At 41.1% G+C, this 13561-nt stretch carries 10 protein-coding genes; 1 reads left to right on the plus strand and 9 read right to left on the minus strand.

Annotated features, from left to right (window positions below; genetic code table 11):
- Positions 1–1361, plus strand: a 1361-nt coding sequence (locus tag U2P89_RS00425) for a RagB/SusD family nutrient uptake outer membrane protein (protein ID WP_322190332.1), incomplete at its 5' end; no start/stop codon positions are given.
- Between the two features lie 109 nt (positions 1362–1470).
- Here the strand turns inward: U2P89_RS00425 and U2P89_RS00430 are convergent.
- The 9 genes from U2P89_RS00430 to murI all read right to left on the minus strand — a co-directional run bounded on the left by U2P89_RS00430 (position 1471) and on the right by murI (position 13553).
- Entirely contained in the window at positions 1471–2148 is a 678-nt protein-coding gene (locus tag U2P89_RS00430; protein WP_322190333.1) for a hypothetical protein, read from the minus strand.
- The gene (locus tag U2P89_RS00435) at positions 2141–5128 is read right to left on the minus strand and encodes an HsdM family class I SAM-dependent methyltransferase (protein ID WP_322190334.1); all 2988 of its coding nucleotides are present in this window, start codon (positions 5126–5128) and stop codon (positions 2141–2143) included. The genes U2P89_RS00430 and U2P89_RS00435 overlap by 8 nt, the downstream gene beginning before the upstream one ends.
- Positions 5129–5173: 45 nt before the next feature.
- Positions 5174–7054: a site-specific DNA-methyltransferase gene (locus tag U2P89_RS00440; RefSeq protein WP_322190335.1), complete on the minus strand. Its 1881-nt coding sequence runs from the start codon at positions 7052–7054 to the stop codon at positions 5174–5176.
- Between the two features lies 1 nt (position 7055).
- Positions 7056–9971 (minus strand): DEAD/DEAH box helicase family protein, encoded by a 2916-nt coding sequence (locus U2P89_RS00445; protein ID WP_322190336.1) that lies wholly within the window; start codon positions 9969–9971, stop codon positions 7056–7058.
- 170 nt (positions 9972–10141) lie between these two features.
- Positions 10142–10384: a hypothetical protein gene (locus U2P89_RS00450; RefSeq protein ID WP_322190337.1), complete on the minus strand. Its 243-nt coding sequence runs from the start codon at positions 10382–10384 to the stop codon at positions 10142–10144.
- A gap of 144 nt (positions 10385–10528) precedes the next feature.
- Complete coding sequence (gene pssA / locus U2P89_RS00455) at positions 10529–11272, minus strand: CDP-diacylglycerol--serine O-phosphatidyltransferase (protein WP_322190338.1); 744 nt, start codon at positions 11270–11272, stop codon at positions 10529–10531.
- A 6-nt stretch (positions 11273–11278) separates the two neighbouring features.
- Positions 11279–11959 (minus strand): phosphatidylserine decarboxylase family protein, encoded by a 681-nt coding sequence (locus tag U2P89_RS00460; RefSeq protein WP_091906004.1) that lies wholly within the window; start codon positions 11957–11959, stop codon positions 11279–11281.
- Positions 11960–12114: 155 nt separating this feature from the next.
- Positions 12115–12696 (minus strand): CvpA family protein, encoded by a 582-nt coding sequence (locus U2P89_RS00465; RefSeq protein ID WP_322190339.1) that lies wholly within the window; start codon positions 12694–12696, stop codon positions 12115–12117.
- Positions 12693–13553: a glutamate racemase gene (murI, locus tag U2P89_RS00470; RefSeq protein ID WP_322190340.1), complete on the minus strand. Its 861-nt coding sequence runs from the start codon at positions 13551–13553 to the stop codon at positions 12693–12695. Before murI ends, U2P89_RS00465 begins: the two co-directional genes overlap by 4 nt.
- Positions 13554–13561 lie beyond the last annotated feature (8 nt).

A 13561-nucleotide genomic window follows, 5' to 3' on the forward strand; every position in this document is an offset into this window, starting at 1 on the left:
TGGGAGTGGCGTTGGCCTGGGATGCTCTGGAAGACCTGGAAGAGGTCGACTTCGACGCGTTGGGATTCGAGGAGGGTACCCGGGAATCCATGCTGAACCAACAAAGGGCACTGGTCGCTTCATTCTATCTGGACGGACTGGATTTCTTTGGAGGAGTTCCCTTGTATACAACGACTCAAAGTGAAGTAAAAGGACGTTCCACCGATCTGGAGACATTCAATTTCATAGATTCGTTATTGAACGTGGCTATCCCCAACCTTCCCCTGAAAGAGACATTGGGAGGCATGGAGAACGGTAGTATACACCGTGCTACAGGTGCTGCATTACTGGCCAAATTGTATTTCAACGCCCAGCCTTATATCGGAAAGGATATGTATTCCGAAGCGGCTGAAATATGCCAGGACATTATCGATGGGAAATACGGCAGCTATGCGCTGGAAACCGATTGGACAAATATATTCGGATTCGATAATGAAACCTGTCCGGAAATTATCTGGTCTGTACCGAGTGAGAACTCAAAACTTCAAACCGACGGTACGCTGTGGTCCTATATGGTACATTACAATTACAGGAACTATTTGGGAGGACTGGAAAGCTCCGGCTCCAACAATGGTATCGGTCTTATTCCCAGCCTTGACCCGACGGGAGAAAGGTATCCCTATAAATTAGGCGGAGCCTATGCGAAGTTCCATGATCAGGATATCCGTAAACAGCCCTATGTCTATGAAGGAGGAGGCAAATACAGGGGAATGTTCATCGTGGGTGAACTCAGGAACCCTTTAAATCCTGAATGGGTTTGTACCGGCAGCCGCGAATACCGGGGCGAAGTCATTACGATGGTCGACCAGGTGGCTTACTTTGCGAAGGTGGGAACGGAATATGCTTCCGTGGAAGAGCTTCCTTCCACCATTGCCACTGCCGAAGAAAATTCGTGTGTCCGTGTGACGAAACGGAGTCCCCGGCCTAACCAGGATGAAAAGAACCGCATGTATGACCCGGATGTACCTATTATCCGTCTTGCAGAGATTTACTATATGCTGGCGGAATGTAAAATGCGTGCCGGAAACAAGGCTGAGGCTGCAGAGCTTATCAACACTGTCCGTAAACGATACTTTTCCGGCGGGGTTGATCCCGACCCGGTTACGGCTGACAATCTGGATAAGTACCGTATGCTGGACGAATGGCAGGTTGAATTCCTTGCCGAAGGACGCAGACGTACCGACCTGGTCCGCTGGGATGCTTATGTGACCGAAGACTGGTGGGATCATAAGGCGACGAATAATGCCAATCTGAATCGTTTCCCTATCCATTACAGTCTGATCGGCGCCAATAACCTGCTGGAACAAAATCCAGGGTATTGAGATGCGGCATTTCTAAAGTTATTCGGCGGGTAATTATTAATTTAGAAACGGGAGGAGTGCGTCACGGATGAGATCGCTCCTCTCGTTCGCTATTTATAAGATGTCAAAATTAAACAGTAATCCAAAAATGTTTCAGAGTTATTTGGTTCAGGCCATGTTTTCGTTTATGCGTGGAAGTATACGTATAACACTTCCCCGCCATTTCATCTTGTAAGTAATCATTTTCATTCCAAAATTCCGGTTCTTGTTCTATCAAATTGCTAATCCAACCGTTTATTTTATTGACCCAAAACACTGGATCATAAAGTTGAATGTATCCAATCATTATGGCACGTGAATGTTTCGAAGCATGTTTCCCCTCTTTGAATCGTTGAATTCCTCCATTACCCCTGAATTTTTTCTTCCCATTTACTTTATCCTGACTAACAATTACATATTCCTGTTCATCACGTGTATTACCCGCATCAGGGGTTGGTAGACGTTTCGCTTCAATCCAGCAAAAGTCTTCATAATATGATGCTATCTTGTAAACAGAGATATCCGTTGTGTATCTGCCTTTTCTGGACTGATTCTGAAAAGCAAAAAACTGGCCGGTCTTGTGCGATTTTACATTTAGCGTTTTTTCAAGATCTTGGGTGATCAAATCCTCAGACGTGACAATACAATCCATTTCATCCTTGCTAAAAGGTTTAAAATCAGATAAAACTATGTGTATGAAGTCAAATATTGTTTTGTATACTTCCTTTATTTCAGGTGGACTTCCTATGGTGGTATTAGGCTTAATCATTGGAGTTTCTGAATATGTCACTAATTGTATCGTCGAAATCCCGTAGGGCTATTGACCTAAGCCAATACATTAATTTTTTAGGTTTAATTATTCTGATAATATTATGCCCGTACATCCGTATTATCCGTTTGAACTTAACGCTTTGACTGGAATTCCACTCAAACAGCAATTCGTCTAAATTGGCGTGTGATCTCTCATAAGAATAACTTCCTCCAGAACCAAAGGTAAATTCACAAGCAGAAAAGGAGTCTCCGTCAATAAATTTTGAAAAATAATATTTGTATCCCCCTTTTGCATATATTGTATTCATCAAATCACAATAGACCATAGCAAAAGATTTTATATGCCCTTCATCAACGTTTTTTTTATGAATTGCGGAATTTCTACCTTTACTTAATTCTTCGATATAATACTGTTTGACATCATCTACGATTATCTGTTCTGTTTTATTCATTTCGAAAGTGCTTTCCGCAAGCAAAGGCAAATTCAACAGGTCACTCAAATCAGAAGAATACATGGACCACATTATCCCCGATCTTGCACTTGTAGCTGTAATGAAGAAACGAAGAATATCATTGTCTTTTTTTAGTTGCTGCGCTAAGCGAAGCAATTCTTCTTTTTTTTCAACGGGACAGTGTATCCCCAAAATCTCATTCCTGAAAGTCAAATAATCATCTCTCAAATCTATCGGGATATTCTTTTTTCCTATTGTTTTTTTTATCATCAGGTGAGGAGGACTAAAGATGGCAGCAGAATTCTTGGGGATGGATTCAAAATGCGTTTCCTCTTGAAGGGAGACACCTTTAATGCCGTCATCTTTAAATTCTTTATCTATAATAGAGTTTTTCCCGGAAATTATTTTTTCGACATCTTCTTTTTTTCTATTTCCTACTTTGTAACCCTGGCCATAATCCCAACCTTCTCTTTTCTTATCAGATAAGAATTCCTTGAGTTTTTTTTGTGTTTTTAATTTGGAAACCAAGTGATATACTTGTGCCCCTCCCAATAAATTACATTTCCACACATGCGGATCAGAAATAGCGATAGATAAAGGAACTTCGTGAAAATCATAGTGGCTGATTTCAAAGAAGGATTTTTCAGAAATCGTTTTTGAATCACGAATAACAATATGGGTTATAGTATTATCCTCAATCGACGATTTATTATCAATAAAAACAGCCGCGGTTTCCACATTCGCTTTAAAGAGCTTTTTTAAAAGTGTGAAGTCAATAATTTGAGTGACGCTGTGCTGTTTCAATAAATTTGACCGGAAAAGTAAATTTGCGTTTTGCTTTTTATTTTCGTCGCCGCTGTAAAGGAATGGACCGGACTTTAATATTAAACACAATTTACCGGTTTGTTTTTTCAAAAGCATGAAAGAGGTTGATAAGAACAATAGTGCCTCTTGATAAGAAGGTATATCCAGATTAATTCCTTCTTTTCCGGCCATTTCAGTCAAACTGTTTTTATACTCAAGAAAGTCATCACGATGCAATTCCTTGAATGGCGGATTGCCCACAACCAGGTCAAAATCATTCTGAAATTTATTCTCCGCTAAATAATTAAAGAAGTCTTTTTCGATTACGTTCCCTTCGGCTTCTAAATCGAGAAATTGCCCTAATCCTGTCCATACCTGGCGAGGGGTCAGCATGGAACACAAAGCTAGCTGTAAACTGAACACTGTCAAATGGACGGAGTTATAATGGATATCCACTCCGAAAATATTTTTGCTAAGAATGTTTTTCAATACTTCCGGAGTCGTATCAGCCAGCTTACCGTTATACCTGTTCTTCATTCTCCAGCGCTGCGTGAGCCGTTTAAAAGCTGACACAAGAAAAATCCCTGAACCGCAAGCCGGATCAATTAATTTGACATTTTCGTTTAAATTGTTGAAATGTAATGGTAAACATTCGTCAATGAGCAAATTTACTAAAAAAGAAGGCGTATAGACCGCGCCATTCTGGGGCGTATTTGACACATCCCCTTTCGCTTTTTTTTCTTTGGGAAGAAATTCCTCGTATAGATTGCTAATTAGTTCAACAGGTATATGTTCAAACGAATAGTCACGCCAACCGAAAAGGTTTTCGGTTGAACCTGCGTCGAAAAAAACGGATAAATCTTTTAAATCTAAAGATTTCAATTTCTCTATCCAATTTTCATTTTCATCTTTGCTTTTGAAATTAAAGATTCCCCCGTTAAAATGATCGGACAGAGCGGAAAGGAGTTCGACTAATTTGTTATTATAGAGTATTTCTGTCAGCGTCTTGTAACCTGTATTTTTATAAAAGAATTCGTGTGCCAAGTTGAGATTCGCTTCAGTGTCTTCTACACCGTTTTCTTCTAGATATTTGATCAGGATGCACATGATTAGAAGACTATCGGAAAATTCCGGATGCCCAATCTCTTGGTTAAACTTTCGTCTAACGAATCTTAGACTTTTGATTAATCGCTCTGCAGCCGCAGTTTTATTTAGAAAATGACCGTCTGTTGCTTTTGTTTCCCAGAAAAGGCCATTATTGAACATCTGTGCCCGATATTTTTTTAGTATATCATTTTGGGTGGTCAAGTCAATCAGGTCTATTGGTCTTATGTGCGGCTTATCATGCTTTATATCAACAGGTCTTCTGCTGTCAAATACCTTAATTTGTGTTTTGTCAACAACCATATACATGGGTATCTCACAACCACTCCATATCGCGCGATGGATTTCGGCATAATGACTTTCAGATTTTGGATTCAATATGTTATCATATAAATAGATTTGCGCTAACGGTGGGCGGTTGTCATCGAAGAGGCGAAAATAAACAGCATCTGCCTCAAATGATTTTGCTTTATCTAGGGCAATAATAATATAAGGTGAAATTTCTTCTTGTTTGATATAGGTTTCGAGGTTGTCAACAATAAAGACAGAGGAATTGTGTTGGTTTTCTATCTGAAAATCAAGTTTCCGTATATTGTTTATGTACCCTTTTGCATCCATTATACTTTTACAAAAATAGTATTTTTTTTGACGCGATCTTATTTCTCAAAACACGATACTAATCTTTTCTTTGTCCTCTTTGTCTTTTGTCTCCTGCAAGGTCGTGTTGAGGGTGGCTGTCCATCCGTCGATATAAACCCTGCCGTTTTGGAGGGCTTCTTTAAATAGAATGCGGTTTTCTGGCTTGTCCAATTCAATGGAATGGGTGATATAATAATTGCTCCCATGGTTGTACATGCAGTCTTTTACAATTTCGGATGGAGCGGTTGTTGGATCGTCAACGCCGATTTTAAAAATCAGGTTGTAAATTCTGTCTAACGGTGTTAGGTCCGTATTGTCGAATAAAATGACCTGCCCGTTATCTTCCATTGTCAGTTTGGGGGAATCTACCAGATCAAAAACCTTGAAGCCGGTATCGGGAATTTGCTGTTTGTTTTCTACAAACATACCTGCTTCTGCATTTTTTTCTTCCACCTCTTTTTTAATTTTGTCGCCTGCCCGTTTTATCCGCTCACAAGTGATGGAAGAGATAACAGGGGGTAATCCGTTTTCCATACAAAATTTATAAGCGGGTTGATTTTTTTTTTCTTTTATCGGCTCGTCAATTTGACATAGGATAAACTTACGGTTACCTCCGTCTTCGGCATTGAGTTGCATTACAGCGTGCCCTGTTGTGCCTGAACCTGCGAAAAAGTCGAGGATAGTATCCTCTTTATTAGTACCTAACCTTAATATTCGTTCAATATATCTTAAAGGTTTAGGGTTTGTAAATACAGCCTCATCAAAAATATTTCTTAATTCTCTTGTCGATTCCTGATTATGACCAACTTCTTGAAAAGTCCATAAAGTCATAGGTGTGACGCCGTCTTGAACTTCCGATAAAAATAACTTTGGCAAAGGGGAATTATTCCCATCAGGTCCAAACCATATTCTATTATCATTTCTTAGTTCTTCAAATCTTTCTTTTGTGAATCGCCAACAATATCCTTTTGGAGGGAAGAAAGATTTTCCAGTAGGTCCAATAATTTCATATACCTGTTTCTCAACAACAGGGCCAACTGTCAAATTTCCGCCTTTCCAAACACCACGAGGATCATTATCTGGATTTTTGTAGTCTTTATTTTGCTTATCAGTTCTCGGCAATAAATTCAGGTTGTAGTTTTCTTTCTGTTTTGTATAAACAAATAAATACTCGTGACTTTCAGAAAAATATTTTTTCATACTGATTGGAGCGTAGTTTCTTTGCCATATAACATTTGCGACAAAATTTTCCTCCCCAAACACATCGTCCATCAACAATTTCAAATTTGCTTGCTCATTATCGTCAATGGAAACAAAGATGATCCCGTCGTTGGACAACAAGTCACGGGCAAGCATTAAGCGTGGATACATGAAAGTAAGCCAGCCGTTGTGCGATTTTTTTGTTTTGAAGCTGAATTCCAACCTGTCCATGTCGCTTTCGGTCAATCCCGCAAGTCCCAGCACTTCTGCTTCTTCTTTGTCGAATTTATCGGGGTAAACGAATTCGTCTTTATCCGTATTATAGGGTGGGTCGATATAGATACATTTTATCTGTCCACTGTAATAGGATTTCAGAATTTTGAGGCAATCGAGGTTATTCCCCTTCAGCACGAGGTTTTGTGTTTTATCGAAATCGCGCGAAAACTGCGTGTTGATCTTTACTACCTTGTCGGTTTCCTTGCGGTATTTGCCTTTGGCTACATTCCTTCCGATAAAATTCAGACCGTACCCGTTCACTTTTTCGTCAACAGGCATGCCAAGGGCCGATTTCAGTTCGTCCAACCGTATTTCGTTATCGTGGATAATTTGTGGATAGTTCTCCCTGATAAAATCCAACAACGGGTTTTCGTTACTGCTCCCGTCGATAACGTTGAAACCTGCGTTGATAAAGTCGTGCTTGCTCATATTATTTAATTGCCTCTTGGATAAGTGTTGATAATGTCGTTCTGTTTATACGTTCTTCGTACATGATTTTTATACCCTCGCTTTGGTATTTCTCGTTCACTTTCCCGAAGAATTTCCGGGCAAAAGCTATTTTCCCCCTTTCGTCTTCGGGGATTTTCGTGGCGGTATCATATCCTTTGCTTTCTACTACCAGAAATACTTTTTTTCCGCTCTTCCCTTCAATGGCATAGCAGAAATCGGGATTATACCTGCCGAGCGGCGTTTGAATTTCGAGCTTTGGCATTTTGGCAAAGATTTGTATATGTATGTCATCGGTATCCTGCAAAATGATATTCTTCTCGAAATCACTGTCATACTCTATCACGTCTTCAAAAACCCATTTTTCTTTCAGTGAAAAATAATCGGGAGCCGACTCCTGGAATTTACCCAGCGAACCCGCCGAAAGTTCCTGTTTTATCTCCGCGTGACCGCGTATTTTCCCGTCGATCCCGCAATAATTGATATGCGCCTTGATGTCGCCAATCAGGTGTTTCCGTATAATCCCCGCCATTTCCTTTTGCGCCTGTGACAAATCATTCTTCAGCATGTTTTCCTTGAATTCAGCCGACAATGCGTTGATAATTTTCACGATAAACGCTACGGGTGTTTTGGTCTGGCTGGCCAAATCATGTGCCAGCCTCAGATAATCCACCTTGCTTTCATAAGGGGTGGCTGTTTCGGAGGAAGATTGCAACGAAATATCGGTTCCGGTATGGATGATCGTTTTTTTGTGTTGCAGGAATATTTTGTGTATATTCAACGCATTGATTTCGGATGCAATCCGGTTTGTCAAATCCTGCAGGTTCTCTTCTGTCAGGTTATCAATTATGTAGAGTGAATTTTGGTTGATCTTTTGCCAAAGGATCCTGAAATCCTCGAAGTGATTGTCTTTGATCCGGAGTTTCTTTTTCTGTTGGCCTTTCTTTGCATCTTTTACAAAATCCTTAATATCATTTGTGAACAGGTTCTCAATGGCGTTGATATGTCCTATGGATAGGGGAGCAGGGATAGTTGCAGGATTGTCTTTATACGTTTTTAGAATTTGCGGATAACGATCCGATTTTGAATAAACATCGTTGTTGTCTTCGTCTGTTTTTTCAAAATGGATGAGCGTCGCGTCTTCCAAAAAACCGATAATGCGACGGATTATCTTGTCGTCGAATTTGTTCTTTTCTTTCAAAGCCCTTACTAAATCCGGGCGTGTGAAAGTCTCGTTGAGCAGGAACGAATTCCTAAGGATCTCGTTTTGGATGGACTCGACAAAACCGACTTCCTGGTTGGGAACCACCACATCGAGGTTGTTGATAGCCCAGAAATCTTCCTGATTGTCGTTGAACAGGCTGATATTCTGGCGTTGCAGGTTTTGATTGACACAGATACGTAATCCCCTGCCAATTTGTTGTAATTTGGAATTTTCAGAACCGTTGTCCGATAACTTGCAAATGGTAAACACGTTGGGATTATCCCACCCTTCCTGCAATGCCCAGATGGAGAAGATAAAACGGGTAGGGCTTTCAAAAGAAAGCAGTTTCTTCTTGTCGCTTAGGATTTCATCAACGCCTTGTTTTATTTTTTCGTCGGCGTTACCTTTATCACCCGAGAAATAGCCTTTGTGAACTTGCAAATTTCCGTCTGTGTCAAAATCCCTTTCAAGATATTTCAGGTATCGCTGGATATCCTCGTTGCTTGCTGTCCTTAATTCCGCTATGAGGTTACCCCGCTGTTTCAGGTATTCTTCTTCAAAAATACGTTTGACAACAGGATTTTGCGCGTCGCGGAACTGTGGAATGCCTTCAATGAAAAATAACGACAGCGCCTTTATTCCTTTACAAAAAAGTGAAAATTCTTTTTCGAGATGGATTTTAATCGTGTCGGCGATCATAATGCGAATCGCCTCATCGGAGAGGCTATAGTCGGGAGTGATAATTTCTCCGTCGGAAAGCACAATGTTATTTTTGTTGATCTTGCTTATCAACTTTCCATTGAATGTATTGCCTACCTTCAGAACGGACTTTCCTATAAATTCCCCATTTTGAAAATTATTGACTGTGACTGTTTTCCCGGAAATTCCCAGAATGACTTGATTGGCAGAAACAATGTCTTGTGTATGGACGGTAATCCGTTTCACGAGATTTTGCCGGAAGGCTGAAATGCTATCGAGAATGTAAGCGATATTGGACAGTGGGGTAGAATCTGACTTCTTGGCATTGGATACCGGAAAAGTAGCGCCATAACGCAGATAATAATTGTTGAATCCTGAAAAATATTTCTTAAATGCTTCTCCTTCAAATTTATGGGGCTCGTCGATGATTACAATAGGATTGATTTGCTTTAAAACATCCAGAAATGAATATACGTTTTCCCGATATAAGTCTCTTTCCAACGGACGGTTTAGAATATTTTTATCCTTATCAAACGAGGCGGGCGTCATCACAAGGCAGGAAAGATTGCTGTTGTTGATAAAGCCGACTACTTCTGAAATCTTACCCGATTCATAAAAATAGGCTTCTATCTCTTTGTCCTTGTTATTGGCATAATATGCCTTGAAATAGTTTTTCGTATCTTGGAAATTAGTCCGGGTACCTTCACGGATAGGGACGCTTGGCACAAGTACTATAAACTTCTTGTAGCCGAAATTCCGGTTTAATTCAAATATTGTCTTGATGTAGGTAAAGGTTTTCCCCGTCCCTGTTTCCATTAATATGTCAATGTTCTTGTTAGGGGACGTTTGTTTGGGGTAGTTATTCCCGGCCAAATGAGATTCGATCACATCATTGAAGCCTTGATTCAAATGTATTCCTTCAAAGATGTGGATCACATTATAGATACAGTCTTCCTGATAAGATTGTTTTTCGTATTGAAATTCCTTTAGCGACATGTACGTTTAGAATTATCAGATCATTTACAAAGATAAACATTTTAAGTGTTTTTCCATCTGTAAGATATCATTTGTCTTTATTCTAAGTCCTAAAATCCTTGAGCCGCTTTCTATTCAGTCAAATACATTCCTTTTGAAAATTGATAATTAAGGGCTTTCTTATCTCTTTGTTAGTGTCTGCTATCTTTCACTTCTACAAAATCCGCATCTTCGATTTCGCTTGATTCGAATTTCTTTTTCTGATACTCAATGATCCGATCTTGTTGGTTCTCAGGTTGTCTGGCCTGCTGAGGCCGTTGCTGCCGGAAGTTTGAAGTCTGTCTGCCACGCTTTCCCATGAGAAAGGCTGCGGCTGTCTTCAGCAAAAAATAGACAACCATAAAGCCCAGAAGAAATTTAATTAGGAATCCCATATATAGTGTGATAAATTGATTCAGGAATAAAGATACGATGATTCACGCAATGCCAATGAATCTGTTTGTATTATTTAACGGTTCAACAATTCCAAGACCGTCTCCATTTATGGCTTTACGGAATCAGGCACTACCGTTATCCATTTACCGTAAGGAGGTTGTTTGTTTCGTATTACCGCCGCGGCCTAAAACGGAAAGGATGATATAGGCCACGATCCCCCAGGCCACGCCGCTGATGCCCAGCAGTGCCACGAGCAGGATCGTCAGGATGACCAGGATAATCTGCCTCTCATTCCCTTTGAACGATAAATTCTTGGTCTTCAATGAGAACATCGGTATTTCGGAGACCATCAATAACGACATGAGGACGATGAGGATGAGGGTGAGATAAGAAAAATACTCATCATACATGGCGAGTGGTGATGATAACGATGTTACCTTTTCGATCCCGTAGCTATAGCTTACCCAGAACAGGCCGTTGGCGGGGGCCGGCAGTCCCCGGAATGATGTTGCCTGCCGGTCGTCAATATTGAATTTAGCCAGCCGGTAGGCAGAAAAAACGGGTATGAGAAATGCCAGGTATGGGATCCAGACGTGTAGAGGTTCCAGATAACCTGGTAGTAAGAAGTAATCCCTGAGTAGTATAAAAACTGCCGCTGCAGGAGCCACACCGAAGCTGATCACGTCTGCCAGGGAGTCCAGTTCTTTTCCCAGAGGAGAATAAGCCTTTAACAATCGTGCCGCCATCCCATCCAAAAAATCGAACAGGGCGGCAACTGCCACCCATATCACCACCGCCTTGAAGTTGGCCTGAAAAGCCATGACAACGGCTATGCATCCCGAGAAGAGATTTGACAGAGTGAGTATATTGGGTATTTGTTTCCGCATAGTCCGTTATCTTTCTTTTTGGGATAGCCTTGCCAAAAAGGTGACATTGGCATGTACTTCTTCTCCCAGTTCGACCAATATTTCACTGTCGGGTGGCAGGAAAATATCCATACGTGAGCCTAGTTTGATAAACCCGAGTGGAGATCCTATATGTACTTCGTCTCCTTCTTTCACATAGGTGACGACTCTTCGTGCCACTGCCCCGGCGATCTGTTTGGTAAGTATTACCCCATGATCGGGTGTTTCGATCAGAATATTGGTATGCTCGTTTTCATGGCTTGATTTAGGCAGGTATGCTGCATGAAAATTCCCATCGACATGGGAGAAATGGATGATCTTGCCTGTGACCGGTATCCAGTTTGAGTGAGCATTGAAGAACGACATAAAAATGGAGACCTGAATACGTTCATCATTAAAAAACTCTTTTTCGAATACTTTCTCGATGACCACGACCTTTCCGTCCGTAGGTGCGTTGACCAGACCGTGCAGATCACCTTTATAAGTGCGGTTGGGATGTCTGTAGAAGTTGAGGGCCATGGCATATAGCAGAAGTGACAATCCCAACAGGATAGCAGTAAAGATAGTGTTTGGCAGTATGTATAAAAAAACTCCATTGATAATTATAAGTACAATACCGATCTTTATCACTGCCGATTTGCCTTCTTTATGTATGCGTAGTAACCTCATATTATTAACTAAAAGTGAATAATTAGAACTTGGAACTTGGAACTTAGAACTTAGAAGTCTGAAGTTAAGAAGTCTCAGTCCTAAAACTTGTTCAATCTTCAAACATCATTTTCCATTTTCCATTGTCAACTGTCAATTTTCAATTTTCCATTGTCCTACATATTGAAATATTGTTGCTGGTAGGTGGAGTCGATGATGGGTTCGCTCTTTTTTTCTATTTCTTCACGGTATCTTTCGGGTACATATTCATCCCAGAGTTGAGGATCAAGATAGGGGACGATAGCAGGAATCACCGCTTCCACCCGCTCAAAAAAGAATGAATCATCTTTTGTTTTTTTATTAATTACCTGTTCATTTCCATCCAGCATTAGTACCAGATTGAGGAGGATACTCAGAAAAACCATCATGGTACCGATTGCAATCACGGCACCAAGCAGTCTGTTGATGAAACTGAGGAAAACCACTTCGATAAACCGTTGCAGTATGCGGCCAATCAAGGAGAGAACCACTGCGATGGCGACGAAAGCAAGGATAAAGGACAATACCCTCGCCACTTCCGGCGAGAGGTCGATGAACCTGTTTAATTCGGGTAGGATGGTTTTGGCAAACCTTCCTCCGAAGACCGCTGCCAATATGATAGTTGCCAGTCCTACAAGTTGCATGATCAGCCCTTTACGGTATCCGTTGATAAAGGCGATAAGCAGCAATATGCCTACGGTCAGATCAAACCAGTTCATAACTTTTGTTCGATATCGGTGTGCCGGGCATCGATCTGTTCATTCAGGAAGATAGATGCCTGCTGTTCGAATTTTTCCGGCGAATCGGTTGTAAAATAATATATATTTCCCTGTTTCGTGCATTTCCTGTCTATTTCCGGATGCCTTTGTAGATAATCCCTGAGGCTTTCGGCCACATATTTTCCCTGGGAGATTACTTTCGCATCTTTCGGTAGGTATCGGATGATCTTATTCATGAGGAGCGGATAATGCGTGCATGCCAGAATGATCGTATCGATAAGAGGATCTTTTTCAAAAATCCTTTCCAAATGTTGTTGTACAAAATAATCGGCTCCCGGTTTGTCGTACTCCCTGTTTTCTACAAGGGGAACCCACATGGGGCATGATTCACCGGTTACGGTTACATCAGGATAAAGTTTTTTGATTTCCAATTCATATGATCCCGAGCGAATAGTCCCTTCTGTCCCCAAAATACCTATATGACCACTTTCCGAAAGAGTTGACACCGACTCAGCAGTAGGACGAATCACACCCAGCACCCTTCTCGAAGGGTCTAGTTGCGGAAGGTCGACCTGCTGGATGGTTCTTAATGCTTTTGCTGATGCCGTATTACATGCGAGGATTACCAGATGGCACCCTTGCCTGAAGAACCATTTCACTGCTTCGAGTGTAAACTGGTATACCCGCTCAAATGAGCGGCTGCCATAGGGAGCGCGAGCATTATCGCCCAGGTAAATATAATCATATTCCGGCATCAGCGTCTTTATTTCGGAAAGTACCGTAAGTCCGCCGTATCCGGAGTCGAAGATACCGATGGGATTTGTTTCCCGGCTTTTATAGTTAGTCTGTTCCTCCACGTCTGTTG

It is taken from the genome of Proteiniphilum sp. (genome assembly GCF_034331125.1).
In the GTDB taxonomy this organism is placed as follows: Bacteria; Bacteroidota; Bacteroidia; order Bacteroidales; family Dysgonomonadaceae; genus Proteiniphilum; species Proteiniphilum saccharofermentans.